The following is a 24,919-nucleotide window of genomic DNA, read 5'->3' on the forward strand; positions in this document are numbered from 1 at the left end:
GGGAGCATGGCAAAACTTCTGCTCAATCTGCGCAACGTCGGCGACGACGAATATGCCGATGTCTGCACGCTGCTGGATCAGCATGGCATCGCCTGGTATCGCACCGAACCCAGCCCCTGGGGTATCTCCAACGGCGGCCTGTGGCTGCGCGAGGATGCCGATCATCCGCGTGCGAAGGCGCTGATGGCCGAGTATCAGGGCGCGCGCGGCGAGCGCGTGCGTGCAGAACGCGAGCAGGCGCTGCGCGACGGCACGGCGGAGACGTTCGGCAGCCTGTTGCGGAGGCGGCCGGTGTTCGTGGTGCTGGTGCTGCTGGGGATGGCGGGCGCGGCGGCGCTGGTGCTGCTGCCGTTCATGCTGTTGCGGGGGTAAAGGGGGCTTCCGGCCGGGTTGCACCCGGCACCCGGTAGTGCCGGCCGCTGGCCGGCAACAGCAAAAGCAGGCATTCCGTGGGATGGCAGGGCGGTGTGGGCAGGCGGGACACGCCGTAAACCCATCCCTGGGGGCTCGATGGCGCCATCCATGGCGCCAACGGTCCCGCCTGCCCACACCGCCCCGCCCTGACAGTCTCCGCGGTCTTCCGCAGATCCATGCCATGCGTGGATGAACGGGCAAGTCCGCTCCTGGGATGGTCTGGCGCTAAAATGGCGGAATGATCGCCAATACCGCCGCCTACCATTTCGCCGTCATCGACGCTCCCCAGGTCCTGTGCGACCAGCTGCTGGCGCGTGCCGAGGCGGCTGGGCTGCGGGGCACGATCCTGGTGGCGGGCGAGGGGCTGAACCTGTTCCTCGCCGGTGCGCCGGCGTCGGTCGAGGGCTTCTACGCGGCGCTGCACGCCGATGCACGTTTTGCCGATATGCGGGTCAAGACCAGCCTCAGCGAGCACCAGCCGTTTGCGCGGCTGAAGGCCAAGGTGAAGGACGAGATCATCAGTTTCCGCCGCGATGATGGCCAGCCGCTGGAGTACCCGCGTGCTCCGGCGGTCGATCCGGCCACGGTGCAGCGCTGGCTGCGGCAGGGCCACGACGACGCCGGCAAGCCGGTGGTGATGCTCGACACCCGCAACCTGCAGGAAGTGGAATACGGCACCTTCAAGGATGCACTGGTGCTGCCCATCCACAAGTTCACCGACCTGCCCGAGGCGCTGGCGCCGCACCGTGAGGCGCTGAAGGGCAGCACCGTGGTCAGCTTCTGCACCGGCGGTATCCGCTGCGAGAAGGCCGCACTGTGGATGGTCAACGACGGCATGGACAACGTGCTGCAGCTGGACGGCGGCATCCTCGGCTATTTCGAGGACGTCGGTGGCGAGGGCTACGAAGGCCGCTGTTTCGTGTTCGACGAGCGCGTGGCGCTGGATGCCGAGCTGAAGCCGATGGTCGACCAGCCACTGCCCGAACCGCGCCCCAGCGCGTTCTGACCGCACTTTGGTAGAGCCGGCCGCTGGCCGGCTGCAAGGGCTGTCTGTCTGCCGGCCAGCGGCCGGCACTACCCGACACGCGTGGCGCCCCAGGCCCTGCCCGGCGGGCCCTGAACCCATCCCGCAGGAATCAGCATCCCGCCATCGTCACTGGCCGCCGTGCCTGGCCGACCCCATGCATGGGGAATCCTGTGACGGAAAACCGCTGATGATCCCGTTGTCGATTCTCGACCTGGCCCCGGTCTGCGAGGGCAGTGACACCACCGCCGCCTTCGCCAACATGCTGGAACTGGCCCAGCACGCCGATGCGCTGGGCTACCGCCGCTACTGGCTGGCCGAACACCACAACATGCCCGGCATCGCCAGTGCGGCCACGGCCGTGCTGATCGGCCATGTGGCCGGTGGCACCAAGCGCATCCGCGTCGGTGCCGGCGGCATCATGCTGCCCAACCACGCGCCGCTGCAGGTGGCCGAACAGTTCGGCACGCTGGCCTCGCTGTATCCCGACCGCATCGACCTCGGCCTGGGCCGGGCGCCCGGCACCGACCAGCCCACCGCACGCGCTCTGCGCCGCTACTTCGACAGTGCCGACCAGTTCCCGCAGGACGTGCGCGAGCTGCTTCACTATTTCGAGCCGGTGCAGCCCGGCCAGGCCGTGCAGGCGGTTCCCGGTGGCGGCCTGCGCGTACCGACCTGGATCCTGGGTTCGAGCCTGTTCGGGGCGCGCATGGCCGCTTCGATGGGCCTGCCGTACGCGTTCGCCTCGCACTTCGCCCCGGACGTGATGGACGAAGCGCTGGCGGTCTATCGCCGCGAGTTCCGCCCCTCGGCCACGCTGAAGCAGCCGCACGCGATGCTGGCGCTGAACGTTGTTGCCAGCGACAGCGAAGCCGAGTCGCGCCGCCTGTTCACCAGCCAGCAGCAGAGTTTCGTCAACCTGCGGCGCGGTCGCCCGGGCAAGATCCCGGCACCGATCGACGACATCGAAACCTTCTGGGAACCGCATGAAAAACTGGGCGTGGAGCGGGCATTGGCCTGCACCGTGCTGGGTGATCCGCAGCAGGTGGCCGACGGCATCGCCGCCTTCGTCGAACGGCACGCGCCCGACGAACTGATGCTCACCGCCAACCTGTATGACCACCGTGCGCGCCTGCGTTCGTTCGAACTGGCGATGCACGCCTGGCACGCTCGCCACGCGGGCTGAACACTTGCGTCACGGGCTGTTGCAGCCACACCGCGTCTGATGGGGGCTCATCCCAATGGAGCCCCCCCCATGGCCGATACCCGTGCCGAACACATCGCCCAGCTGGCCGAACTGATCAAGGACGTGGAGGTGGCGATGTTCACCACCACCGGGGTGGATGGCCGCCTCTACAGCCGGCCGCTGGCCACCCAGCAGGTCGCGTTCGGCGGTGACCTGTGGTTCGTCATCACCGCCGACAGCCCGAAGGTGGCCGAGATCGCACTCGATCCGCGGGTGAACGTGGCCTATGCCTCGCCCTCGAAGAACACGTATGTGTCGGTGTCCGGTCGCGCTCGCGTGGTGGATGATCGCGCGAAGATCGAGGAACTGTGGTCGCCGGCAATGAAGCTGTTCTTCCCTGGTGGCAAGGAGGATCCCAACCTGCGCCTGATCCATGTGCGGGCCGATTCGGCCGAGTACTGGGATGGCCCGGGTACGCTGCTGGGCAAGGCGCTGACGTTCGTGCTGTCGGCGGTGCAGGACGAACCGGGACAGTTGGCCGACAACGGATTCATCGACCTGCGCTGATGGCTGATGTCCGGTACCGGTAGTGCCGGCCGCTGGCCGGCAATCCTGCAAACGTGGCAGCCGGCCAGCGGCCGGCTCTACCGGGCTCCGGTTCAGAACCAGCGCTGGAACAGCTCCACCGTGTAGCCCACCAGTTGCCCGGAACTGAAACCAAAGAACGCGATGGCCGCCAGCGCGGCAATCCAGTTGAACAGCATCAGCGCGCCATCGCGTTCCAGCAATGCCAGCGCGAACAGCAGCAGCTGGAAGCCGAACAGGAAGTTGGTGAACGGGATCGGCAGCGACAGCAGAACGCCCAACAGCACCAGCAGCAGGCCGGTAAACGCGTGCGCCGGCAGCGGGGTCAGCAGCTGCGACAGGCGCGGTTTCAGCATCTTGTCCAGGCGCCGCAGCGGGCGGTCGATGCGGTCGAGGAAGCGGTGCATGGTGCCGCGCTTCGGCCCGCGCCGGGCGATGAAGCCGGGCAGCCAGGGGCGCCGCAGGCAGCACAGCATCTGCAGGCCGATCAGGATCACCAGCGGGCCGCTGACCGCGCCGCCCATGCCCGGGATCGGGATGAACGACGGCAGGATCGCCACGAACAGGAACACGCCGAACGCGCTCTGTTGCAGGTTGCACAGGATCTGGCCGAGCGGCATGTGCTCGGCCGGGTCGCCCGAGGCGAACATCTCCAGCAGGGTCCGGATGCCCTCGTTGCGGTAGGCCGGGCGCTCGGCGCCCGGACCCTGGCCGGCCTCAGGCGGTAAGCTCATCGGCCTGCTCGTCGGACAGCGTGCGCAGCAGCAGCTTGTCCACCCGCGCACCGTCCAGGTCGACGACTTCGAATCGCCAGCCGGCCCAGTCGAAGTATTCGCCGGCATGCGGGATGCGGCCGAAGTAGTGGATGCACATGCCGGCCAGCGTGTAGTAGTCGCCGTCCTCGGCATCGGGCAGGTCGTTGCTGCCGATCAGCTCACGCAGGTCCTCGATCGGCAGCGAGCCATCCACCAGCAGCGAGCCATCCTCGCGGGTCACCACCAGCGCATCCTCGTCGGCGTTCTCCACCGCCTGCAGGCGGCCGACCACCGCCCCCATCAGGTCGCTGATGGTCACCAGGCCCTGGATCTCGCCGTACTCATCCACAACCAGCGCCATCGACTGCTGTTCCTCGCGGAAGATCTCCAGCAGCTTCATCGCATGGGTCGATTCGGAAACGTACAGCGGCTCGCGCAGGGTCTGGAACAGCGCGGTGTCGCCGCGCGCCATGCGCGTGGCCAGCGACTTCAGCTCGAGCACGCCGACCACGTCCATGTCGTTGTCGCGGTACACCGGGTACCGCGAGAACTCGTGCTCGGCCATGATCTCCAGGTTGCGCTCCAGCCCGGCCTGGGTGTCGAGCCAGGCAATGCGGTTGCGCGGGGTCATCAGGCTGTCGGCGGTGCGGTCGCCCAGGCGCATGACACGGTTCATCATGTCGCGCTCGTGGGCGTCGATCACGCCGGCCTCGTGGCTTTCGGCCACCAGCATGCGGATCTCTTCTTCGGTTACCGAGGCGACTTCATCCTTGCCCAGGCCGAACAGGCGCAGCACCAGCTGGGTGGTCTTCGACAACAGCCAGACGAAGGGCAGGGCCAGCTTGGCCAGCCAGCTCATCGGCATCGCCACCAGGCCGGCAATGGCCTCCGAGCGGGTCAGCGCCAGGCGCTTGGGCACCAGTTCGCCGAAGATCAGCGTGATGAAGGTGATCAGGCTCACCGCCAGTGCGGTGCCGACGTTGCCAGCGTAGGCAAAACCCGGCATCAGGCCCTGGATCCAGCCGGCGAAGGCCTCGCCCAGCGCTTCACCGCCGAGGTAGCCGGTCAGCACGCCGATCACGGTGATGCCGATCTGCACGGTGGACAGGAAGCTCTCCGGCTTTTCCGACAGCTCCAGTGCCTTGGCGGCCCGCTTGGAGGTTGCGGCCATCTGCTTCAGGCGGCTCTTGCGTGAGGTCATGACCGACATCTCGGACATGGCGAAGAAGCCGTTCAGCAGAACAAGCGCGAAGACAATCAGGATCATTTCAAACACGGGCGTCGTCCCCGGTTGGTGGCAGGGAGGGCGGGTGCTTGCGATGGCGGCTGGCGCTCAGGAGCGGGGTCCGGCGCGGCGCTGGGGGATAAGGGTCGTCGTCCATAAGGTGCGCCCGAAGGCGCGCTGGCATCTTAGCAAAGGGGCGTGGCAGGGTGGCAACTGCCTGTTCAGGTTGGGCGGGCCAAGGCCCGGAAAGGGGGCAGGGATACCCGAGATGGTCATCTAGCCGTCATAATTCCGTCTGGTGCCGTCCTTCCCGCGACGGCTGACAGGTTTCTCAATGTTCTCTCTGCAGACCATTTTCGGTTCCGGCAAACAGTTCTACACCCTGCTCGATGAGGCCGCCGTCGCGGCTTCCGACGCCGCCAAGGCGCTGCATTCCATGCTGCGCGAGGCCGACCGCCAGCCGGCGCTGGACGCTTTCAAGCTGGCCCGCCTGCGCGAACGCGCGGCCTCGGACAAGATCAGCCAGGCGCTGGTGGACAGCTTCATGACCCCGATCGAGCGCGAAGACATCGAAGCGCTGGGTTCGGCGCTGTACAAGATTCCCAAGCAGATCGAGAAGTTCGCCGATCGCTATTCGCTGGCCACGACCCACCTGGAGCACATCGACTTCGCGCCGCGCGCGGCGATGCTGGAGCAGGCTGCCAGTGTGGTGGTGGAGATGGTGGCCGACCTGCGCCACATGAACCTGGACCGGATGACCGCGCTCAACGAGAAGCTGCGCTCGCTGGAGAACGAGGCCGACCGGCTGATGCTCGAGCTGTACCGCGACATCTATTCGGGCCGCCTGGACAACCTGCAGATGTTCCTGCTGAAGGAATTCTTCGAGATCCTGGAAAAGGCCATCGACCGCTGCCGCGAGGCCGGCGTGGTGGCATACCAGATCGTGTTGAAGAACAGCTGACGGACGCCGCCGCATGTTGACCCTTGTCCTGGTGGTGATCCTGGCCGCGCTCGTCTTCGAGTTCATCAACGGCTTCCACGACACTGCCAACTCCATTGCCACCGTGGTGGCGACCAAGGTGCTCTCGCCCGGCTGGGCGGTGATGCTGGCCGCCTTCATGAACCTCATCGGTGCACTGACCGGTACTGCGGTGGCGCTGACCATCGCCTCGGGCCTGCTCAACACCAACGTGGTCGACGTCACTCCGCAGGTGATCCTGTGCGCCCTGCTGGGCGGCATCATCTGGAACCTGATCACCTGGTGGAAGGGGCTGCCGTCTTCGTCCTCGCACGCGCTGATCGGCGGCCTCTGCGGCGCCGGCCTGGCCGCTGCGCACAACAACTGGGACGCGCTGATCTGGTCCGAGCGCCTGGGCAGCTGGGCGCAGAACAAGGGCCTGTTGTGGAAGGTGTTCGTGCCGATGATCACCTCGCCGATTGCCGGCTTCCTGCTTGGCATCGTGGTGATGGTGCTGCTGTGGGGGCTGATCGCCGGCCTGGCCAAGATCGGTGGTGCCATCGGCCGCCTGGCCCGTCCGCGCATCGTCAACGCGTTCTTCGGCAAGGCGCAGATCGCTTCGGCGGCCTACATGGGCTTTGCCCACGGCCACAACGATGCGCAGAAGACCATGGGCATCATCGCGATGACGCTGATTGGTGCCGAAGCCACCGGCGCACTGAACGACCTGCCGTCATGGCTGGCCTTCATGCACCCGGACGCGCATGCCGGTGACGGCATCGCGATGTGGATCGTGCTGACCTGCGCGGTGGTGATGGCCGCCGGTACCGCTTCGGGCGGCTGGAAGATCATCAAGACCCTGGGCCACAAGATGGTCAAGCTGCATCCGATCCACGGCTTCGCCGCGGAAACCAGCTCGGCCACCATCCTGACCCTGGCCGCCCACTTCGGCATGCCGGTCTCGACCACCCACAGCATCTCCACCGCGATCATGGGCGTCGGCTTCGCCAAGAACCCGCGTTCGCTGAAGTTCGGCGTGATCGAGCGCATCGTCTGGGCCTGGATCCTGACCATCCCGGCCGCCGGTGGCTGTGCCTACCTGATCCTGAAGCTGTTCGAGCTGTTCGGCTGGACCTGAGGCCAGCAGCCTGATAAACGAAAAAGCCCGCCGGATTCCGGCGGGCTTTTTTCATGGGCGGAGAATTTTTCCGCTTCCATCGTGTCGACCAAGGTCGACACCCACCAACAACAGACGATCAACCCCACCCCACCTCGCCAATCCACGGAAACCCAGCTTTTGCCGTTGCCGTCAGCGGGTGCCGGGCCGCAGGCCCGGCCGGGAACTCCCTCAGTTACGCTGGAACATCGCCTGCACATCCCTGCGGAACGCCGCCTGGCTGTCCGCCCGGCTGTAGAACATGTGCCCGCCCGGATAGCTGCGCACCTGCACGCGATCCGGGTTGCTGCCCATCGCCGGCATCTGGTCCACGGTCAGGATCGACCCCATGAACGGGCACGACAGGTCGTTCCAGCCATGTACGATCAGCACCTGCAGATGCGGATCGATCGCCACCGCCTGGCGCAGCTGGGTCACCGCACCCTGGCGCAGCTCGCCATTGCGGTCCCACAGCCGGTTCACGTCGTAGTTCAGTGCCTGGTAGCGCGCATCCACCTTCCAGCCGACCACGCGGGTCACGAAGTCGACCATCGCCGTGGTGGTTGGCGCGATGATGCTGTCCAGCAGCGGATCATTGGCGCGCTGCTCCGGATCGTTCGGGAACGGATCGAATGCGGTCACGTTGGAATCGTAGCGACTGCCCAGCGTGCCCTTGTCGCGGAACACTTCGCGCAGGTAGGCCTGGGTCTCCAGGCGGCCGCCCGCGCGGCGCACGAACTGCGGGTCCAGCCCGGTCAGCTCGGTCACCCGGCGCAGCATCGCTTCGGTCGCCTGCGGATCGCTGCGGCCCTTCATCAATGCGGTCGCGTAGTCGCCACGCGTGTACTCGACCACTTCGCGCATCGCTGCATCGGTCAGCCTGCCCTGGCGTTCCAGGTGGGCTGCGGCAATCGACGGCAGCGTCTGCATCCAGGCCATCGGCGAGACATCGGCGTTGTCTTCCAGGGTCGGGCTCAGGTAGGGCGAGACCAGCACCAGGCCGTTCATCGCCACGCCCAGCCGGGTCTGCAGGAAGTGGGTGATGCGCGGGCCGCGATAACCGCCATAGCTCTCGCCGGTCAGGTACTTGCGCGAGGCCATGCGCTGGTTGCGCAGCAGCCAGTCGTAGATCGAGCGCGACAGGTACTCGATGTCGGCGCCGGGGTTGTACAGCTGCTTTTTCGCTTCGTCATCGCCGATACGCGCGCGGCTGAAGCCGGTGCCGACCGGATCGATGAACACCAGGTCGGTGAAGTCCAGCCAGGTACCCGGGTTGTCATGCAGGGTGGCCGGCGCCGAGGCGCTGTCGCCTTCCGAACCGAAGGTCACAACCTTGGGCCCGATCGCGCCCATATTGAGGTAGACCGACGACGCACCGGGGCCGCCATTGAGCGCGAAGGTCACCGGCCGGTCCTTGCCCGGCATCGTGTAGGCGGTGAACACCACGTCGGCGATCACCTTGCCCTTGGCATCGCGCACCGGCAGGGTGCCGACGGTGGCGGTGTAGTCCAGGGTGCGGCCGGCCAGGCGCATGCTCTGGCGCGCCGACGCATCGGCTGGCAGCGCGGGCGCTTCGGTCTTGTCGTCTTTCGGGTCGGACTTGGCCTCGGCGTCGGGCGCGGCCAGCACGCTGGCAGGGGCGATGAGCAGGCCGACGCAGAGCGCGGCGATATGCAGCAGGGACTTCATGGCACCGTTTCGGCAGCGGAAGGGGGTTCCGATGCTAGGCCGGGGGAGGGCCGCGCCGTATGTGTCCAAAGGCATGGCCGCAGGCTGCAGCTCCCAGCGGCCAGATTGGGTCAAGCGGGCAGGGCGGCAGCCGCGTCGTCATCGGCCAGCAGGCCATAGACGGCCGAGTCGGCCAGTTTCCCCTGGATGCGCCAGCGCTGCCGCAGCACGCCCTCGCGGTGGAAGCCCAGCCGTTCCAGCACGTGTGCCGAGGGCGCATTGCGCGGGTCTATCTCGGCTTCGACCCGATGCAGGCGCAGCGTGCGGAACAGATAGGCCAGCACCTGCTGCAGCGCCTCGTGCATGTAGCCCTGGCCCTGCTGGTCGGGCGCCAGCAGATAGCCGATCTCGGCGCGCGCGGCGTCTCGGTCCACGGCGAACACCACGCAGATGCCGAGCACCGGGCCGTCCATGGATTCGCGCACGGCCAGTTTCAGCTGGGTGCCGATGGCATGGGCGGCAAGATCGTCATCGATCTGTTCGCGCGCCTCGGCCGGTCGCGTCCAGGCCGGGTGGTTCCACCAGCGCATCACGTCCGGGTCCGACTGAAGTACGAACAACGCGGCAGCGTCGTCGCGGCGGATCGGGCTCAGGACCAGCCGCGCGCTGTGCAGCGGCAGGCCGGGGAACAGCTGCGAGTGGCTGGCCAATACGGTGGTCCACGCGGATGGACGCGCATTATGGCGCTGCCGGGTTTGCCGATGGGGGCGGATGGCACCGGAGCGGAGGGACCGGTAGTGCCGGCCGCTGGCCGGCAACCTCGACTGCCGGCCAGCGGCCGGCACTACCAGAGGATGGCGTCAGACTTCCAACGAAGCCAGGTCGCCCTTGGTCTCCAGCCAACCCTTGCGGTCAGACGCGCGCTTCTTGGCCAGCAGCATGTCCATCAACGAGCGGGTCTGCTCGCCATCGTCCACGGTCAGCTGCACCAGGCGGCGCGTATCCGGGTGGATGGTGGATTCACGCAGCTGCGGCGGGTTCATCTCGCCCAGGCCCTTGAAGCGGGTCACGTTGATGGCGCCCTTGATCTTCTCGCGTTCGATCTTGTCCAGCATCGAGCGCTTTTCTTCCTCGTCCAGGGCGTAGAACACCTGCTTGCCCACGTCGATGCGGAACAGCGGCGGCATCGCCACGAACACGTGGCCCGCGTCGACCAGCGCCGGGAAGTGCTTCAGGAACAGCGCGGTGAGCAGCGTGGCGATGTGCAGGCCGTCCGAGTCCGCGTCGGCCAGGATGATGACCTTGCCGTAACGCAGGCCGCTGATGTCATCCTTGCCAGGGTCGCAACCGATGGCGATGGCCAGGTTGTGCACTTCTTCCGAGGCCAGCACGCTGTTGGAGGAAACCTCCCAGGTATTCAGGATCTTGCCGCGCAACGGCATGATCGCCTGGAAGTCCTTGTCGCGGGCCTGCTTGGCACTGCCGCCTGCCGAGTCACCTTCCACCAGGAACAGCTCGGTGCGCGACAGGTCCTGGCTGATGCAGTCGGCCAGCTTGCCGGGCAGCGCGGGGCCTTGGGTGACCTTCTTGCGGACGACCAGCTTTTCGGTCTTCAGGCGCGCGCTGGCGCGTTCGATGGCGATCTGCGCGATCTTCTCGCCCAGCTCCACGTTCTGGTTCAGCAGCAGGCTGAAGGCATCGTGGGCCGCGCCCTCGACGAAGCCGGCGGCCTGGCGCGAGGACAGGCGTTCCTTGGTCTGTCCGCTGAACTGCGGGTCGGTCATCTTCAGCGACAGCACGAACGACACGCGGTCCCACACGTCTTCCGGGGCCAGCTTGACGCCGCGCGGCAGCAGGTTGCGGAAGTCGCAGAACTCGCGCAGCGCCTCGGTCAGGCCGGTGCGCAGGCCGTTGACGTGGGTGCCGTGCTGCGCGGTGGGAATCAGGTTGACGTAGCTTTCCTGTACCAGTTCACCTTCCGGCAGCCAGGCCACGGCCCAGTCCACCACCTCGGTGTCCTTCTTCAGGTTGCCGACGAACAGGTCGGCCGGCAGTGATTCGCGCTCGCCCAGTTCCAGCTTCAGGTAATCGCGCAGGCCGTCTTCGTAGTACCAGGTATCGACTTCACCGGTGGCTTCGTCGGTCAGCTTGACAGTCAGGCCCGGGCACAGCACCGCCTTGGCGCGCAGCAGGTGCTTCAGGGCGCGCACGGCGAACTTGGGCGTATCGAAGTACTTCGGGTCCGGCCAGAAGCGCACGCGGGTACCGGTGTTCTTCTTGCCGACGCTGCCGACCACTTCCAGCGGGGTGGCGCGGTCGCCGTTGCGGAAGGTGATGCGGTGTTCGGCGCCTTCGCGCTTGATGTGCACTTCCACCAGGGTCGACAGCGCGTTGACCACGCTGACGCCGACGCCGTGCAGGCCGCCGGAGAAGGTGTAGTTGTTGTTGCTGAACTTGCCGCCCGCATGCAGGCGGGTCAGGATCAGTTCGACGCCCGGAATCTTCTCTTCCGGGTGGATGTCCACCGGCATGCCGCGGCCGTCATCACTGACCTCCACGCTGCCGTCCTTGTACAGGGTGATCTCGATCGAACGGGCGTGGCCGGCGAGGGCCTCGTCCACCGAGTTGTCGATCACTTCCTGCGCCAGGTGGTTCGGGCGCGCGGTGTCGGTATACATGCCAGGACGGCGCTTGACCGGGTCAAGGCCGGACAGGACTTCAATATCGGCGGCGTTATAGCGTGCGTTCATCTATCTTCAAAGCGCGGAGCGACGCGCAAGTGTGCGGTGTGGACGGGGAATTTGCACGCCTGCGGTTCAGCCTCGGCGCCGGGGAGGGGGTAAAATGGCAGCCGCTGGAATCTGAACGCCGGCGACCCCGGTTGGGTCGAAACGTCCAAGCCATACCGCGAGGAGGACCTCATGAAGAAGTTGCTGACCATTGCGATCCTGGCCGCTGCCGCCGTTGCAGTGCCGCTGGTGGTGGCACAGAACGCCGGCCAGCCGGCCCCGCAGCAGGGTGACCAGGCCGACAAGGCGCAGGCCGAGGCGGATGCCAAGGCCAAGCGCCGCGCGCAGGCCACTGCCGAAATGAAGGCGCAGGGCCAGCCGGCCCCGCAGCAGGAAGAGGAAGAAGAGGCACGGAAGAAGAAGTAATCCTTCCGCCCTCCGAAGCCCTTGCCGCAAGGGATTCGCTCCCCGACGCCCCGCTCAGCGGGGCGTTTCTTTTGGGTGTTGGCCGCAACTGCCCCTTGGGTTGGCGGCCATCAATCTGTAAACTACGGCTTTCCGGGAGTAAGTGCGTGTCCACCCTTTGCGAATGGGCTGGCGCGACCATGCGTGGTCGCCAGCAATGCGGGTCGCAGGTGACGGTCGATAGGGCCGGCACGGCCGCCCCGACCTCGCACGGTGGTCCCCGTCCGGCGCCTGCCGCCGCACGGTTGCGCACCTCCCTCGCTGCCCCGGCGAACCGGAAAACCCCCTTCAGGCTCCATGCCCGCCCCCAGGGCGCGCGTGGTGCTGCCGTTTTCCATTTCCAGACAGGATGCTTGCAGCCATGACTCCCTTGATTTTCGTAACCGGCGGCGTGGTGTCCTCGCTCGGCAAAGGCATTGCCGCGGCGTCACTGGCCGCCATTCTCGAAGCCCGTGGCCTGAAGGTCACGATGATGAAGCTCGACCCGTACATCAACGTCGACCCGGGCACCATGAGTCCGTTCCAGCACGGTGAGGTGTACGTCACCGACGACGGCGCCGAGACCGACCTTGACCTGGGCCACTACGAGCGCTTCGTGCGCACCCGCCTGAGCCGCAAGAACTCGGTCACCACCGGCCGCATCTACGAGAACGTGATCCGCAAGGAGCGCCGCGGCGACTATCTGGGCGCGACCGTGCAGGTCATTCCGCACATCACCGACGAGATCCGCCGCTGCATCGACGAAGCCACCGAAGGCTACGACGTGGCCCTGGTCGAGATCGGTGGCACCGTGGGCGACATCGAATCGCTGCCGTTCCTGGAGGCGATCCGCCAGGTACGCACCGAGCGCGGCCCGGAAAAGGCGCTGTTCATGCACCTCACCCTGGTGCCGTACATCGGCGCCGCCGGCGAGCTGAAGACCAAGCCGACCCAGCACTCGGTGAAGGAACTGCGCTCGATCGGCATCCAGCCGGACGTGCTGCTGTGCCGTTCCGAGCAGGCCGTGCCGGATTCGGAGCGCCGCAAGATCGCGCAGTTCACCAACGTTTCCGAACGCGCCGTCATCAGCGTGCCGGACGTGGACGTGCTGTACCGCATTCCGTCCGGCCTGCACGCGCAGGGCCTGGACGAGATCGTGGTCAACCAGCTGAAGCTGGCCGACAAGGCCGGTCCGGTCGACCTGTCGATGTGGGAGGACGCGGTCGACGCGACCCTGCACCCGCTGGACGAAGTGACCATTGCCGTGGTCGGCAAGTACGTCGACCACCAGGATGCCTACAAGTCGGTGGGCGAGGCGCTCAAGCACGGTGGCCTGCGCCAGCGCACCAAGGTCAACCTGAAGTGGCTGGAAGCCCAGGACCTGGAAGGCACCGACATGGCCGCGCTGGCCGACGTCGACGGCATCCTGGTGCCGGGTGGCTTCGGCGACCGTGGTTTTGAAGGCAAGGTGCTGACCTCGAAGTTCGCCCGCGAGCAGCACGTACCGTACTTCGGCATCTGCTACGGCATGCAGGCGGCGGTCGTGGATTACGCCCGCAACGTGGTCGGCCTGGAAGGCGCCAACAGCACCGAGAACGATCGCCAGTCGCCGAACCCGGTGATCGGCCTGATCACCGAATGGCGCACCGCTACCGGCGACGTCGAGAAGCGTGACGACAAGAGCGACCTGGGCGGCACCATGCGCCTGGGCCTGCAGGAACAGCGCCTGAAGCCGGGCACGCTGGCCCGTGAGCTGTACGGCAAGGATGTAGTCGCCGAGCGCCATCGCCACCGTTACGAGTTCAACAACCGCTATCGCACCCAGCTGGAGGATGCGGGCCTGGTGATCGCCGGCAAGTCGATGGACGACACCCTGGTGGAAGTGGTCGAGCTGGCGCGCGATGCGCACCCGTGGTTCCTGGCCTGCCAGGCGCATCCGGAATTCCTGTCCACGCCGCGTGACGGCCACCCGCTGTTCATCGGTTTCATCCGTGCCGCGCGTGAGCGCAAGGCGGGCGGCAAGCTGCTTTCCGAAGTGCGCGCCTGACTTGTGAATGGGGGCTTCGGCCCCCATCCTGCATGCTTCAACCCCCAGCGCACCGGCATGGCCGGTGCTGCGGACAACAAGGAAACGCCATGAAACTGTGTGGATTCGAGGTCGGGCTGGACCAGCCCCTGTTCCTGATCGCCGGCCCCTGCGTGATCGAGTCGATGCAGCTGCAGCTCGATACCGCCGGCAAGTTGAAGGAGATCACCGACCGCCTCGGCGTCAACTTCATCTTCAAGTCCAGCTTCGACAAGGCCAACCGCACTTCGGGCACTGCCTTCCGCGGCCCGGGCATGGAAGAAGGCCTGAAGGTGCTGGCCGAAGTGAAGAAGCAGATCGGCGTACCGGTGCTGACCGACGTCCACGAGTACACCCCGATGGACGAAGTGGCCTCGGTGGTGGACGTACTGCAGACCCCGGCATTCCTGGTCCGCCAGACCGACTTCATCCGCAAGGTGTGCTCGGCCGGCAAGCCGGTCAACATCAAGAAGGGCCAGTTCCTGGCGCCGTGGGACATGAAGCCGGTCGTGGAGAAGGCCAAGGCTACCGGCAACGAGCAGATCATGGTCTGCGAGCGCGGTGCCAGCTTCGGCTACAACAACCTGGTCAGCGACATGCGTTCGCTGGCGGTGATGCGCGATACCGGTTGCCCGGTGGTGTTCGATGCCACCCATTCGGTGCAGCTGCCGGGCGGCCAGGGCACCAGTTCGGGCGGCCAGCGCGAGCACGTGCCGGTGCTGGCCCGTGCGGCGGTGGCGGTGGGTATCTCCGGCCTGTTCGCCGAAACCCATCCGGATCCGTCCAAGGCTCTGTCCGATGGCCCCAATGCGTGGCCGCTGGATCAGATGGAAGCCCTGCTCGAGACCCTGATGGAGCTCGATGCGGTGACCAAGAAGCACGGCTTCTCGCGCTTCGCGTGAGTCGCGACCCGTGGGTGGCGCTGGACGCCCAGCGTCACCGTCGGTACTGGACGCAATGGCCGTGGGGCTTGATCGCACTCGGCCTGGCGGTGCTGTTCACGGTGGGCATGTTCGGCCTGGTGCTGATCGGCGCCGCGTCGGTGCGGCCGCCCGGTGATGGCGGCAGCGCGATCAATCTGCGCGCATATTTCATGGCATTGATGGTGGCAGAGCTGCTGGCTGCCGTGGGCTGCGCCGTGTCCGCCGTACTGGCCTGGCGGCTGAATCGCGGCAAGGTGGCGGCGGGCCTGGCGATCATCCTGCTGTCGCTGTGGCTGGGCGCCCTGTTCTACGGTCTTCTTTGATGAATACGAGCGCGTCGGCGCGCGGTTGGCCCTGGGGCCTGATCGCGCTGGGGCTGTCGGTGCCTGCGTGGGCGTCCCTCCTGCTGGGCGTACTGGCCTTTGCGGCCAGCTTCGGCTCGCCGGGTGACGGCAACCACGGCATGCGGGCCATGCAGTACTGGATTCTGGCCGCTCTGGTCATGCTCGGCCTGTCGTTCGTCGGCAGTCTGGTGGCGATGGTGCTGGCCTGGCGACGGCAGCGTGGACCCATCTGGGCAGCCATTGCCGGTGCGCTGCTGGTGATGCTGCTGTCGCTGGTCCTGATCGTGATCGGGTCCAGCTGGGGCTGACGCCGATCAGGCCATTTGGCAAGTGGCGGGCAGCCGGGGATAATCACGCGGCATTCGTTTTGTCGCCCCCTCTCCATACAGGTAACCGGCCCGACCATGAGTACGATCCGCAGCATCCACGCCCGTGAAATCCTCGACAGCCGTGGCAACCCCACGCTGGAAGCCGAAGTCATCCTGGAGGACGGTTCGTTCGGTCGTGCCGCGGTTCCCTCCGGCGCCTCGACCGGCACCAAGGAAGCGGTCGAGCTGCGTGACGGCGACAAGACCCGTTACCTGGGCAAGGGCGTGCGCAAGGCCGTCGACAACGTCAACGGTGCCATTGCCAACGCGCTGAAGGGTTTTGAAGCCACCGACCAGGCTGGCCTTGACCGTCGCCTGATCGACCTCGACGGCACCGAGAACAAGGGACGCCTGGGTGCCAACGCGCTGCTGGGTGTTTCGATGGCGGCCGCGCACGCTGCTGCCGCATCGAGCAAGCAGGCGCTGTGGCAGTATCTGGCCGCCAAGACCGGCGTGACCCCGTCGCTGCCGGTGCCGATGATGAACATCATCAACGGCGGCGCGCATGCCGACAACAACGTCGACTTCCAGGAGTTCATGGTGCTGCCGGTGGGCTTCACCTCGTTCTCCGAAGCGCTGCGTGCCGGTACCGAGATCTTCCATTCGCTGAAGTCGGTGCTGAAGGGCCATGGCCTGAGCACGGCGGTCGGCGACGAAGGCGGCTTCGCACCGGACTTCCGCAGCAACGTCGAAGCGCTGGACACCATCCTCGAGGCGATCGGCAAGGCCGGCTACACCGCCGGTGAAGACGTGCTGCTGGGCCTGGACGTGGCCTCCAGCGAATTCTTCGAGAACGGCAAGTACAACCTGGTCGGCGAGAACAAGCGCCTGACCTCCGAGCAGTTCGTCGACTTCCTCGCCGACTGGGCCGCGCAGTACCCGATCATCACCATTGAAGACGGCCTGGCCGAGAACGACTGGGCCGGCTGGAAGCTGCTGACCGATCGCATTGGCAAGAAGGTGCAGCTGGTCGGTGACGACCTGTTCGTGACCAACCCGAAGATCTTCCAGGAAGGCATCGACTCGGGCACCGCCAACGCGATCCTGATCAAGGTCAACCAGATCGGCACCCTCAGCGAAACCCTGGAAGCGATCGCCATGGCCGACCGTGCCGGCTATGCCGCCGTGGTCTCGCACCGTTCGGGCGAAACCGAAGACACCACCATCGCCGACATCTCGGTTGCCACCACCGCAACCCAGATCAAGACCGGCTCGCTGTGCCGCAGCGATCGCGTGGCCAAGTACAACCAGCTGCTGCGCATCGAGGAAGCCCTTGGTGCCGGCGCGCGTTACGCCGGTCGTGACGCGTTCGTTTCGCTGAAGCGCTGAGCCGATGCGCGACTGGCGCTGGATGCTGCTGGTGCTGGCCCTGCTGCTGGGCTGGCTGCAGTACCGCTTCTGGTTCGGTCCGGGCAATTCGGGTGAAGTGATGATGCTCGAAGCGCAGGTCGCCAACCAGGAGCGGGACAATGAGGGCCTGCAGCAGCGCAACGATGCGCTTGCTGCCGAAGTGAAGGACCTCAAGGAAGGCCAGTCCGCCATCGAGGAACGCGCGCGTAGCGAACTGGGCATGATCAAGCCCGGCGAGAAGTTCTACCGCGTGGTCGAAGATGCGCCGGTTGCACCGGCGCAGTCTGCGGCAGGTGCCAATGCCCAGGCCGCCGAACATCCGGCGGACGTGCCGTGAGCGCGGCGATCTGGGTGGTGGTTCCGGCCGCCGGCCGAGGCACCCGCTTTGGCGCGCCACTGCCCAAGCAGTACCTGCAGGCGGGCGGGCAGATCCTGCTCGCCCACACTCTGGACGCCCTGCTGGCGCATCCGGCCGTGGCCGGGGCGATGGTGGTGGTCGGGCAGGACGACGCCGACTGGCCGGGCTGGAACGAGTGGGCGGGCAAGCCGGTGCTGACCTGCATCGGTGGCGCGACCCGCGCCGCTTCGGTACTGGCCGGCTTGCAGGCGCTGCCGGAGTCGGTGCGCGCCGATGAGTTCGTGCTGGTCCACGACGCCGCGCGGCCGAACCTGTCGCTGGCCGATCTCGGTCGCCTGCTTGAGGTGGGCCGTGCCGATCCGGTCGGCGCGATCCTGGCCGCGCCGGTGCGCGATACGCTCAAGCGTGCGGGCGACGATGGTGGCATCGATGGCACCGAGCCGCGCGAACGGCTGTGGCGTGCGCTGACCCCGCAGCTGTTCCGCCGCCACCAGCTCAGCCGTGCGTTGTCCGAGGCTGCGGCCGCTGGTGTCGAGGTCACCGACGAGGCCATGGCCATGGAGCGCCAGGGCCAGCGCCCGCTGCTGGTGGAAGGCAGCGAAGACAACTTCAAGGTCACCACCCCGGCCGATCTGGACCGGTTCGAATTCGTACTTTCCCGCCGCGCCGGCTGATTGCCCGCGCGGCCCTGCAGCAAGGGTAGTATCCATGAGCACCGCACCGTTCCCGCCCGTCCGCATCGGCCAGGGCTACGACGTCCATGCCTTCGGCGAGGGCGATCACATCATGCTTGGCGGCGTGAACGTGCCACACAGCTGCGGCGTGCTCGCGCACAGCGATGGCGACGTGATCCTGCATGCCCTGTGCGATGCCATGCTCGGTGCGCTGGCACTGGGTGACATCGGCCAGCACTTCCCGCCGAGTGATGACCGCTGGAAGGGCGCCGACAGCAGTGAGTTCGTGCGCCACTGCGACAGCCTGCTGCGCGAGCGCGGCTGGCGCGTCGGCAACACTGACATCACCGTGATCTGCGAGCGACCCAAGGTCGGCCCGCATTCGCTGGCGATGCGCGAGCGCATCGGCGGGCTGCTGCAACTGCCGCTGGATGCGGTCAGCGTCAAGGCCACCACCTCGGAAAAGCTCGGCTTCACCGGCCGCGGTGAAGGCATCGCCGCACAGGCGGTGGTGCTGCTGGTGGCGGCATGATTCCGGTACCGCTGGCGTTTGGCGCGCCGCTGCTCACTGCACGCATCCGCAGCACCCCTGAAGATTTCCAGGTCGACGAACTGCCGGCCTTCGAGGCCACCGGCGAAGGCGAGCACCTTCTGCTGCACATCCGCAAGCGCGGTGCCAATACCGTGCACGTGGCCAAGCTGCTGGCGATGTGGGCCGGTTTGCCGGAAATGGCGGTCAGCTATGCCGGCATGAAGGATCGCCACGCCGTCACCACCCAGCGCTTCAGCGTGCACCTGCCCAAACGCATCGCGCCGGATCTCGCCGCGCTGGCCAGTGATGAGATTGAAGTGCTCGACGCCACCTGGCACAACCGCAAGCTGCAGCGCGGCGCACTGGCCGGCAACCGCTTCAAGCTGGTGCTGCGCGACGTGAAGGGGGATCGCGCAGCGATCAGCGAACGCCTGCAGCAGATTGCCGAGCGAGGCCTGCCGAACTGGTTCGGTGAGCAGCGCTTCGGCCGCGACGGCGGCAACGTGCCTGCGGCCCTGGCGATGTTCGGTGGCCGTCGCATGCGCAAGGACCAGCGTTCGCTGCTGTTGTCGGCTGCCCGTTCCGCACTGTTCAACCGCGTGCTGGCCGCGCGGGTGGAGCAGGGTAGCTGGGACCAGCCGCTGGACGGGGAAGTGTGGATGCTGGACGGCAGCCGCAGCGTGTTCGGCCCCGAGCCCTATACCGATGTGCTGGCCGAACGCCTGGCGCGCTTCGACATCCATCCCAGCGCACCGCTGTGGGGCGAGGGCGAGCTGCGCAGCACCGATGCTGCACGTGAGCTCGAACTGGGCGCGCTGGACGATGAGGAATCGAAAGCGCTGCGGGCCGGCCTGGAAGACGCACGCCTGAAACAGGAGCGCCGCGCGCTGCGCCTGCGACCGGCCTTGCTGCAGCATGAGTGGCTGGCCGATGACGTGCTGGAGCTGTCGTTCGCGTTGCCGCCGGGCTGCTACGCCACCGCGGTACTGCACGAACTCGGCCCGGTCGAAGACGCATCGCAGGCCTGACTGAAAAAGGGGACGGAGGGAATTAAGTCGCTTGTGGCACAAACGACTTAATTCCCTCCGTCCCCTTTTTCATCTGCGCGCCAGCAGCACCAGCACTGCGCCGGTACCGCCTTGCCCGGTCGGTGCCGAATGGAACGCCAGCACATCGTTGCGCAGGCGCAGATGGCGATCGACCAGGTTCTTCAGCACCGGCGCGCCGCCATCTGACTGCAGGCCCTTGCCGTGAATGATGCGTACGCAACCATATTCGTGAGCATGCGCCTCCAGCAGGAACTGACGCAGCAGTGACTCGGCCTGCGCGGCGGTGGCGCCGTGAAGGTCCAGTTCGTCCTGCACCGAGTACTGTCCACGCTTCAGCCGCTGGAACAGGCGCGGCGGCAGGTTGTCGCGCCGATAGCTGGCCACGTCGCCGGCTTCCAGTGGCGAGCTGTCGCGCAGCAGCCGGGCGAACTCGCCAGCCGCTTCGGCCTCGTCGCGTTCGGCCATGCGCGCGCGCGGCTTGGGCCGCGGCGCGGCCGGGGCCGGCTCGGCATCCTTGCGCAGCGGCGTCACTTCGCCGATGGCCGCACGGAACAGGGCGGCTGGATCTTCGTCTTCAGGGTGCGACATGCGCACAGGGTAAACCGCCGGCGCAGGTCTGCCTATGACGGTTCGATGTCGGCCCTGACTGCCGGCAGGGTAGGACCCGCGGCTCGCATGCGGCACAATAGACGATGCCCTTGCAGGGTCGACGGCTTCCGCAGGGGAGTACGGCGGTCCCGCCCACACTGCACGGTGACGGAATCGAATTCTTGGAAAATCAAGCGGTTAAATCGAAGATGCGAATCCTGGTCAGTAACGACGACGGCGTCGACGCCGCAGGCATCCGGATGCTGGCCTCGGTCCTGCGCGAGGCAGGCCACGAAGTCACGGTGGTCGCACCCGACCGCGACCGCTCCGGCGCCAGCAACTCGCTCACTCTGGACCTGCCGATCCGCCTCAAGCGCATCGACCATTACACCGTTTCGGTGGCCGGTACGCCCACCGACTGCGTGCATCTGGCGCTGACCGGCCTGCTGGAGTTCGAGCCCGACATTGTCGTGTCCGGCATCAACAACGCCGCCAACCTGGGCGATGACGTGATCTATTCCGGCACCGTCTCGGCGGCAATGGAAGGTCGCTTCCTCGGCCTGCCGGCAGTGGCGGTCTCGCTGGTCAGCCGCAACCACGATCCGAAGCACTTCGAGACCGCTGCGCGTGCCGCCGTGGAAATCGTCGCCCGGCTCAAGGCCGATCCGCTGCCGGCCGACACCATCCTCAACGTCAATGTGCCGGACCTGCCGTGGAACGAGGTCAAGGGTTTTGAAGTCACCCGGCTCGGCAACCGCCATCGCGCCGAAGGCTGCATCGCGCAGAAGGACCCGCGCGGCAACGAGGTGTACTGGATCGGCCCGGCTGGTCGTGAGCAGGACTCCGGCCCCGGCACAGATTTCCACGCGGTGCGCACCGGGCATATCTCGATCACCCCGATCCAGGTCGACCTGACCCGCTACCAGGCGCTGGAGAAGGTGGCCAGCTGGGTCGGCGGCCTCAGCGCCGCACTGGACCGGCCGGCATGAGTCCACGCCTGCGCCTGCAGCCGGAAGCTGTCGGCATCGGCATGACCTCGCAGCGCGTGCGTGATCGCCTGGTCGATCGCCTGCGCGAGGCTGGCATCGTCGACGAGCCCACCTTGAATGCGATCCGGGTGGTGCCGCGCCATCTGTTCATTGACGAGGCGCTGGCCTCGCGCGCCTACGAAGACACCGCGCTGCCGATCGGCCACGGCCAGACGATTTCACAGCCGTGGGTCGTGGCGCGGATGACCGAGGCGGTGCTGCAGGGTGCGCCGAAGCGGGTGCTGGAGGTCGGTACGGGTTCCGGCTACCAGGCGGCCATCCTCGGCGCGCTGGGCCTGGAGGTCTACACCGTGGAGCGCATCGGAGACCTGCTGCGGCAGGCGCGCAAGCGCTTCCGTGCGCTGGGCATGAACATCCGCACCAAGCATGACGACGGCCGCGTCGGCTGGGCCGAGCACGGCCCGTTCGATGCCATCGTGGTCACTGCTGCGGCGCCGGCATTGGTTGACGCACTGGTCGAACAGCTGGCCGAGGGCGGCCGGTTGGTGGCGCCGGTCGGCGGCCCCGGAGCGCAGTCGCTGGTACAGCTGGACCGCAAGGCCGACGGCAGCATCGAACAACGCGTGCTGGCGCCGGTCACCTTCGTGCCGCTGCTGTCTGGCATGCTCGACTAATCCACGGAGCAGGGTTGCATGAAGATTTTCGGGCCGCTGTACGAGCGGGCGATGAAGTGGGCGGCGCACGAACGCGCGCCGACCTACCTGACGGTGTTGAGTTTCTTCGAAGCGATCATCTTCCCGGTGATGCCGGAGGTGATGCTGGCGCCGATGTGCGTGGCCCAGCCCAAGCGCGGCTGGTGGTTCGCCACGCTCAGCCTGGCCGGGTCGATGGTCGGCGCCGTGGTCGGCTACGCGCTGGGTCACTTCGCCTTCGAGGCGATCAAGCCGCTGTTCGAGGCGCTGGGCATGCTGCCGGCGATCGAGCAGGGCATCACCACCGTGCAGGCAAAGATGGCCGAATCGCCGTGGGCGGTGTTCACCTTCCTGGTGCTGGGCGGCTTCATGCCGATCCCGATGAAGGTCTTCACGTGGGCATCGGGTATCGTCGGCGTACCGATGCCGCAGTACCTGCTGAGCATGCTGATCGGTCGTGGCAAGCGCGTGTACGTGCTGGCCGCGGTCATCCGGATCGGTGGCGCGCGTGCCGAAGCGGCGCTGCGCCGCTGGATTGAACCGCTGGGCTGGATCGCCACCGCGTTGGTGGTGGTGCTGATCGCCTGGCTTGTATGGAGGTCGAAGTTCGCATGAGTCCTGATCGTCTGAGCAAGGGAGTGCGCATCGGCGCGCTGGCGTTGCTGGTTTCCACCCTGGCCGCCTGTGGCACCGCGACTGTGGTCCGCCCCGGTGGCGGCGGCAGCAGCGGGGGCGTGACCACGCCAAAGACCTCGGTGCCCAAGCCGGGGCAGACCGTGGTCGTGCGCAAGGGTGACACCATCTATGCGCTGGCCCGCATCCACGACATCACTCCGGCCGATCTGATCGCCTGGAACAGCCTGGACAACCCCTCGACGATCCATCCGGGGCAGGTGATCCGCCTGTATCCGGCCGGTGCCAGCGGCGGCCGCGCGCCGACCACGGTGGTCACCGCGCCGCGTTCCGGTGGCAGCACTGCCGGCAGCACCGCGCCGACCACCGCACCGGCGGGTCCGGTGAAGAGCAACATCGCCTGGCGCTGGCCGGCCGATGGCGCGATAGTTGGCCGCTACGTGGCCGGCGACGCGACCAAGCAGGGCGTGGACATCGCCGGCACCAGCGGCCAGCCGGTGAAGGCCACGGCCAATGGCGTGGTGGTGTATTCCGGCGCCGGCCTGGTCGGCTACGGCGAGCTGATCATCATCAAGCACAGCGACCAGTGGCTGTCGGCCTATGGCCACAACCGCAAGCGCCTGGTGAATGAAGGCCAGAGCGTGAAGGCGGGGGAGCAGATCGCCGAGATGGGCCGCACCGGTGCGAACCGCGACATGGTTCACTTCGAGATCCGCTACAACGGCAAGCCGGTCGACCCGCAGCAGTACCTGCCGGCACGCTGACGCCGTTGGATCAGGTAGCGGCCGGGCCATGCCCGGCCCTCCTGACCTGTAGCGTCGAGCCATGCTCGACTCGGGTAGCGCAGAGATGCGGTCGCTTGCGATTTTGTGTGTCGCAGGCTCACCTTTGCTGCGGATGGAATACCCGGCATTCTTGAGTGGTCCCATCCGCCCCGGTGCCGCATGTTCCGCTTTGCTTCCGCTCTCGCGCTGCTCATCGTCGCGCCGCTGGCCGCAGCCGCCAGCGATCCGCGTGACGTGGTCACCCGTCTCTATGACGCCATCCAGGCGCCGGCGTCGAACGAAACAGCCATTCCGCCACTGCTGGGCGATGCCCTGCGCGCGGCCATTGATGCCCAGCGCGCTTACGAAAGGGCCTGCAGCACGCTGGCCGCGCGCGACGAAAAGCCGCACATGCTCGACCAGAGCCCGTATCTGCTGGCACCGGATCGGCCGGAAACGATATCCGCAGGAATGCCCCGATCAAGCGGTGACGCCACCTGGATCCGCGTTGACATGGCCGTGGGCGACTATCACTGGACCGACCGGGTCCTGCTGCAGCGGCAGGACCGCGACTGGAAGGTCATGGATATCCGCTGGGGGCAGGGTGGCAACCTGATTGGCCGGCTCAAGGCGTTCTCGGCCTTCCGCTGCACAGCTTCGGGCAGCTAGCGCCGGGGCGCACCCGGCGACTCGAACTCAGCCTTCCAGGATGAAGGCGGCGGCGACCTTGCGGCCTTCAGCGGCCAGGATGTTGAAAGTGCGTGCGGCGGCCGGATTGTTCATCACTTCCAGGCCAATGCCGCGCGACAGGCAGGCGGCCATCACCACGGCCGGCGGGAACACCTGGCGGTCGCCGGTGCCAAGCACGATCAGTGCCGGGTTCAGTGCCAGGATCGGCTCCAGGTCGGCCAGCTGCAGCTCGGCGGCCTGCTTCACCGGCCAGTGCTCGACCAGCTGCTCCGGGGTCAGGAAGAAGCTGCTGCCCAGCGCCTGGTCGTTGACCCGCGCCGAGCGGCCGTCGGCGGCGCGCAGGCTGTAGGCGTAATCAGGCGGTTCGTGGTTCAGCTGCATGGCAGTAGGGCGATCAGCCGCGCGGCAGCACGATCTGGCGCTGTTCCCTGCTCGGGCGGTACAGCACGGCAACGTGGCCGATGCGCTGCACCAGCGCGCTTTCGGTGGCTGCGACAATCTCGCCGATCATCACGTCACGGGCGTCGCGGTCCTCGGCAGCGACCTTCACCTTGACCAGCTCATGGCGCTCCAGCACTTCGTTCAGCTCAGCGATGAAGGCCGGGGTCACGCCCTTGCCGCCGGTCTGCAGCAGGGCCTTCAGGTCGTGGGCTTGGCCGCGCAGGAAACGGGTCTGGGAGGCGGTCAGGGCGATGGACATGCAGGAAAACACGGTTGAATGGGGCGATCAGGGTATCATGAGGACCCCATCAGCCC

29 protein-coding genes are annotated in these 24,919 nt (G+C 66.9%); 21 read left to right on the plus strand and 8 right to left on the minus strand.

Annotated elements, in window-relative coordinates; genetic code table 11:
- Positions 1 to 6: 6 nt before the first annotated feature.
- The 4 genes from AC5P7U_RS14985 to AC5P7U_RS15000 all read left to right on the plus strand — a co-directional run bounded on the left by AC5P7U_RS14985 (position 7) and on the right by AC5P7U_RS15000 (position 3,191).
- Complete coding sequence (locus AC5P7U_RS14985; RefSeq protein WP_006430802.1) at positions 7 to 372, plus strand: DUF6164 family protein; 366 nt, start codon at positions 7 to 9, stop codon at positions 370 to 372.
- Positions 373 to 652: 280 nt separating this feature from the next.
- Complete coding sequence (locus tag AC5P7U_RS14990) at positions 653 to 1,420, plus strand: sulfurtransferase (RefSeq protein ID WP_414555014.1); 768 nt, start codon at positions 653 to 655, stop codon at positions 1,418 to 1,420.
- Between the two features lie 208 nt (positions 1,421 to 1,628).
- Positions 1,629 to 2,624, plus strand: coding sequence for an LLM class flavin-dependent oxidoreductase (locus AC5P7U_RS14995; RefSeq protein ID WP_308307928.1), 996 nt, complete (start codon positions 1,629 to 1,631; stop codon positions 2,622 to 2,624).
- Positions 2,625 to 2,693: 69 nt separating this feature from the next.
- Positions 2,694 to 3,191: a pyridoxamine 5'-phosphate oxidase family protein gene (locus tag AC5P7U_RS15000; RefSeq protein WP_006431271.1), complete on the plus strand. Its 498-nt coding sequence runs from the start codon at positions 2,694 to 2,696 to the stop codon at positions 3,189 to 3,191.
- Positions 3,192 to 3,283: 92 nt separating this feature from the next.
- On the opposite strand, the gene AC5P7U_RS15005 is transcribed toward AC5P7U_RS15000, so the two are convergent.
- Complete coding sequence (locus tag AC5P7U_RS15005; protein ID WP_164085881.1) at positions 3,284 to 3,943, minus strand: exopolysaccharide biosynthesis protein; 660 nt, start codon at positions 3,941 to 3,943, stop codon at positions 3,284 to 3,286.
- Positions 3,927 to 5,231, minus strand: coding sequence for a hemolysin family protein (locus AC5P7U_RS15010; protein WP_197564752.1), 1,305 nt, complete (start codon positions 5,229 to 5,231; stop codon positions 3,927 to 3,929). Before AC5P7U_RS15010 ends, AC5P7U_RS15005 begins: the two co-directional genes overlap by 17 nt.
- 292 nt (positions 5,232 to 5,523) lie before the next feature.
- On the opposite strand from AC5P7U_RS15010, the gene AC5P7U_RS15015 reads away from it, so the two are divergent.
- Both AC5P7U_RS15015 and AC5P7U_RS15020 read left to right on the plus strand, forming a co-directional pair.
- Complete coding sequence (locus AC5P7U_RS15015; RefSeq protein WP_006431321.1) at positions 5,524 to 6,150, plus strand: DUF47 domain-containing protein; 627 nt, start codon at positions 5,524 to 5,526, stop codon at positions 6,148 to 6,150.
- 13 nt (positions 6,151 to 6,163) lie between these two features.
- Positions 6,164 to 7,285 carry an inorganic phosphate transporter gene (locus tag AC5P7U_RS15020; protein ID WP_006431323.1) on the plus strand — a complete coding sequence of 374 codons (1,122 nt, stop codon included), beginning with the start codon at positions 6,164 to 6,166 and terminating at the stop codon, positions 7,283 to 7,285.
- Between the two features lie 210 nt (positions 7,286 to 7,495).
- On the opposite strand, the gene AC5P7U_RS15025 is transcribed toward AC5P7U_RS15020, so the two are convergent.
- The 3 genes from AC5P7U_RS15025 to parE all read right to left on the minus strand — a co-directional run bounded on the left by AC5P7U_RS15025 (position 7,496) and on the right by parE (position 11,721).
- Positions 7,496 to 8,992: a S10 family peptidase gene (locus AC5P7U_RS15025; protein WP_197565137.1), complete on the minus strand. Its 1,497-nt coding sequence runs from the start codon at positions 8,990 to 8,992 to the stop codon at positions 7,496 to 7,498.
- Positions 8,993 to 9,102: 110 nt separating this feature from the next.
- Positions 9,103 to 9,681, minus strand: coding sequence for a GNAT family N-acetyltransferase (locus AC5P7U_RS15030; RefSeq protein WP_197565138.1), 579 nt, complete (start codon positions 9,679 to 9,681; stop codon positions 9,103 to 9,105).
- 150 nt (positions 9,682 to 9,831) lie between these two features.
- Positions 9,832 to 11,721 (minus strand): DNA topoisomerase IV subunit B, encoded by a 1,890-nt coding sequence (parE, locus tag AC5P7U_RS15035; RefSeq protein ID WP_006431439.1) that lies wholly within the window; start codon positions 11,719 to 11,721, stop codon positions 9,832 to 9,834.
- Positions 11,722 to 11,892: 171 nt separating this feature from the next.
- Here parE and AC5P7U_RS15040 point away from each other — a divergent pair, with 171 nt between their 5' ends.
- The 10 genes from AC5P7U_RS15040 to truD all read left to right on the plus strand — a co-directional run bounded on the left by AC5P7U_RS15040 (position 11,893) and on the right by truD (position 19,786).
- On the plus strand, positions 11,893 to 12,126 hold the full coding sequence (locus AC5P7U_RS15040) for a hypothetical protein (protein WP_006431442.1): 234 nt from the start codon (positions 11,893 to 11,895) through the stop codon (positions 12,124 to 12,126).
- Positions 12,127 to 12,526: 400 nt separating this feature from the next.
- Positions 12,527 to 14,191 (plus strand): CTP synthase, encoded by a 1,665-nt coding sequence (gene pyrG, locus AC5P7U_RS15045; protein WP_006431479.1) that lies wholly within the window; start codon positions 12,527 to 12,529, stop codon positions 14,189 to 14,191.
- Positions 14,192 to 14,280: 89 nt separating this feature from the next.
- Positions 14,281 to 15,111: a 3-deoxy-8-phosphooctulonate synthase gene (gene kdsA / locus AC5P7U_RS15050; RefSeq protein ID WP_006431480.1), complete on the plus strand. Its 831-nt coding sequence runs from the start codon at positions 14,281 to 14,283 to the stop codon at positions 15,109 to 15,111.
- Positions 15,108 to 15,455, plus strand: coding sequence for a hypothetical protein (locus tag AC5P7U_RS15055; protein ID WP_197564656.1), 348 nt, complete (start codon positions 15,108 to 15,110; stop codon positions 15,453 to 15,455). The genes kdsA and AC5P7U_RS15055 overlap by 4 nt, the downstream gene beginning before the upstream one ends.
- A complete protein-coding gene (locus AC5P7U_RS15060; protein ID WP_006431481.1) occupies positions 15,455 to 15,784 on the plus strand; it encodes a hypothetical protein in 330 nt (109 codons plus the stop codon). The genes AC5P7U_RS15055 and AC5P7U_RS15060 overlap by 1 nt, the downstream gene beginning before the upstream one ends.
- Positions 15,785 to 15,880: 96 nt before the next feature.
- The gene (gene eno, locus AC5P7U_RS15065) at positions 15,881 to 17,173 is read left to right on the plus strand and encodes a phosphopyruvate hydratase (protein ID WP_006431482.1); all 1,293 of its coding nucleotides are present in this window, start codon (positions 15,881 to 15,883) and stop codon (positions 17,171 to 17,173) included.
- Between the two features lie 4 nt (positions 17,174 to 17,177).
- A complete protein-coding gene (gene ftsB / locus AC5P7U_RS15070; RefSeq protein ID WP_006431483.1) occupies positions 17,178 to 17,531 on the plus strand; it encodes a cell division protein FtsB in 354 nt (117 codons plus the stop codon).
- The gene (gene ispD / locus AC5P7U_RS15075; RefSeq protein WP_197564657.1) at positions 17,528 to 18,226 is read left to right on the plus strand and encodes a 2-C-methyl-D-erythritol 4-phosphate cytidylyltransferase; all 699 of its coding nucleotides are present in this window, start codon (positions 17,528 to 17,530) and stop codon (positions 18,224 to 18,226) included. Before ftsB ends, ispD begins: the two co-directional genes overlap by 4 nt.
- Before the next feature lie 34 nt (positions 18,227 to 18,260).
- A complete protein-coding gene (gene ispF / locus AC5P7U_RS15080; protein WP_006431485.1) occupies positions 18,261 to 18,758 on the plus strand; it encodes a 2-C-methyl-D-erythritol 2,4-cyclodiphosphate synthase in 498 nt (165 codons plus the stop codon).
- Complete coding sequence (gene truD / locus AC5P7U_RS15085) at positions 18,755 to 19,786, plus strand: tRNA pseudouridine(13) synthase TruD (RefSeq protein WP_006431486.1); 1,032 nt, start codon at positions 18,755 to 18,757, stop codon at positions 19,784 to 19,786. The genes ispF and truD overlap by 4 nt, the downstream gene beginning before the upstream one ends.
- A 69-nt stretch (positions 19,787 to 19,855) precedes the next feature.
- Here the strand turns inward: truD and AC5P7U_RS15090 are convergent, their stop codons facing one another.
- Complete coding sequence (locus tag AC5P7U_RS15090) at positions 19,856 to 20,395, minus strand: Smr/MutS family protein (protein ID WP_049458012.1); 540 nt, start codon at positions 20,393 to 20,395, stop codon at positions 19,856 to 19,858.
- 209 nt (positions 20,396 to 20,604) lie between these two features.
- On the opposite strand from AC5P7U_RS15090, the gene surE reads away from it, so the two are divergent.
- The 5 genes from surE to AC5P7U_RS15115 all read left to right on the plus strand — a co-directional run bounded on the left by surE (position 20,605) and on the right by AC5P7U_RS15115 (position 24,142).
- Positions 20,605 to 21,384 (plus strand): 5'/3'-nucleotidase SurE, encoded by a 780-nt coding sequence (gene surE / locus AC5P7U_RS15095; protein WP_008266466.1) that lies wholly within the window; start codon positions 20,605 to 20,607, stop codon positions 21,382 to 21,384.
- On the plus strand, positions 21,381 to 22,058 hold the full coding sequence (locus AC5P7U_RS15100) for a protein-L-isoaspartate(D-aspartate) O-methyltransferase (protein WP_006431541.1): 678 nt from the start codon (positions 21,381 to 21,383) through the stop codon (positions 22,056 to 22,058). Before surE ends, AC5P7U_RS15100 begins: the two co-directional genes overlap by 4 nt.
- Before the next feature lie 18 nt (positions 22,059 to 22,076).
- Positions 22,077 to 22,691: a YqaA family protein gene (locus AC5P7U_RS15105; RefSeq protein WP_006431543.1), complete on the plus strand. Its 615-nt coding sequence runs from the start codon at positions 22,077 to 22,079 to the stop codon at positions 22,689 to 22,691.
- Complete coding sequence (locus tag AC5P7U_RS15110) at positions 22,688 to 23,473, plus strand: peptidoglycan DD-metalloendopeptidase family protein (protein ID WP_197564658.1); 786 nt, start codon at positions 22,688 to 22,690, stop codon at positions 23,471 to 23,473. The genes AC5P7U_RS15105 and AC5P7U_RS15110 overlap by 4 nt, the downstream gene beginning before the upstream one ends.
- A gap of 180 nt (positions 23,474 to 23,653) precedes the next feature.
- Complete coding sequence (locus AC5P7U_RS15115) at positions 23,654 to 24,142, plus strand: YqhG/Tai3 family protein (protein WP_006431645.1); 489 nt, start codon at positions 23,654 to 23,656, stop codon at positions 24,140 to 24,142.
- Positions 24,143 to 24,169: 27 nt separating this feature from the next.
- Here AC5P7U_RS15115 and AC5P7U_RS15120 read toward each other — a convergent pair whose 3' ends face one another.
- Positions 24,170 to 24,544: an Mth938-like domain-containing protein gene (locus AC5P7U_RS15120; protein WP_006431648.1), complete on the minus strand. Its 375-nt coding sequence runs from the start codon at positions 24,542 to 24,544 to the stop codon at positions 24,170 to 24,172.
- Between the two features lie 13 nt (positions 24,545 to 24,557).
- Complete coding sequence (gene yhbY / locus AC5P7U_RS15125; protein WP_135273104.1) at positions 24,558 to 24,863, minus strand: ribosome assembly RNA-binding protein YhbY; 306 nt, start codon at positions 24,861 to 24,863, stop codon at positions 24,558 to 24,560.
- Positions 24,864 to 24,919 lie beyond the last annotated feature (56 nt).

The organism is Stenotrophomonas sp. YJH_SMC_57 (genome assembly GCF_059369755.1).